The organism is Citrobacter amalonaticus (assembly GCF_018252635.1).
GTDB classification, from domain to species: domain Bacteria; phylum Pseudomonadota; class Gammaproteobacteria; order Enterobacterales; family Enterobacteriaceae; genus Citrobacter_A; species Citrobacter_A amalonaticus_E.
The window spans coordinates 1-856 of sequence record NZ_JAGTXM010000024.1; the positions used below are offsets into that span (position 1 = coordinate 1).

The window sequence follows — 856 nt, forward strand, 5'->3', positions numbered from 1 at the left end:
TTAACCTTCGGGAGGGCGCTTACCACTTTGTGATTCATGACTGGGGTGAAGTCGTAACAAGGTAACCGTAGGGGAACCTGCGGTTGGATCACCTCCTTACCTTAAAGAACCTGCCTTTGTAGTGCTCACACAGATTGTCTGATGAAAAACGAGCAGTAAAACCTCTACAGGCTTGTAGCTCAGGTGGTTAGAGCGCACCCCTGATAAGGGTGAGGTCGGTGGTTCAAGTCCACTCAGGCCTACCAAATTTTCCCTGAATACTGCGTTGTGAAACGACTCGCATACCTGAARTATGCTTCGTCATTCCACGCCTTGTCTCAGGAAAAATTATCGGTACAGAGGTTCTGACTACACGATGGGGCTATAGCTCAGCTGGGAGAGCGCCTGCTTTGCACGCAGGAGGTCTGCGGTTCGATCCCGCATAGCTCCACCATACTGTAGAACGTAATCAAGAAAACTTCAGAGTGTACCTGAAAGGGTTCACTGCGAAGTTTTGCTCTTTAAAAATCTGGATCAAGCTGAAAATTGAAACGACACATCTTTAATGGTGTGTTCGAGTCTCTCAAATTTTCGCAATCAGAAGTGAAACATCTTCGGGTTGTGAGGTTAAGCGACTAAGCGTACACGGTGGATGCCCTGGCAGTCAGAGGCGATGAAGGACGTGCTAATCTGCGAAAAGCGTCGGTAAGGTGATATGAACCGTTATARCCGGCGATGTCCGAATGGGGAAACCCAGTGCAATTCGTTGCACTATCGTTTGATGAATACATAGTCAAACGAGGCGAACCGGGGGAACTGAAACATCTAAGTACCCCGAGGAAAAGAAATCAACCGAGATTCCCCCAGTAGCGGCGAG

At 48.5% G+C, this 856-nt stretch carries 2 tRNA genes and 2 rRNA genes; all 4 read left to right on the forward strand.

Annotation, left to right across the window (positions count from 1 at the left end):
- Window positions 1-99 (forward strand): 16S ribosomal RNA (locus KE671_RS22535); the annotation flags it as partial.
- A 69-nt stretch (window positions 100-168) separates the two neighbouring features.
- Window positions 169-245 (forward strand) — tRNA-Ile (locus KE671_RS22540).
- A gap of 112 nt (window positions 246-357) precedes the next feature.
- Window positions 358-433, forward strand: a tRNA-Ala gene (locus KE671_RS22545).
- Window positions 434-604: 171 nt separating this feature from the next.
- Window positions 605-856 (forward strand): 23S ribosomal RNA (locus KE671_RS22550); the annotation flags it as partial.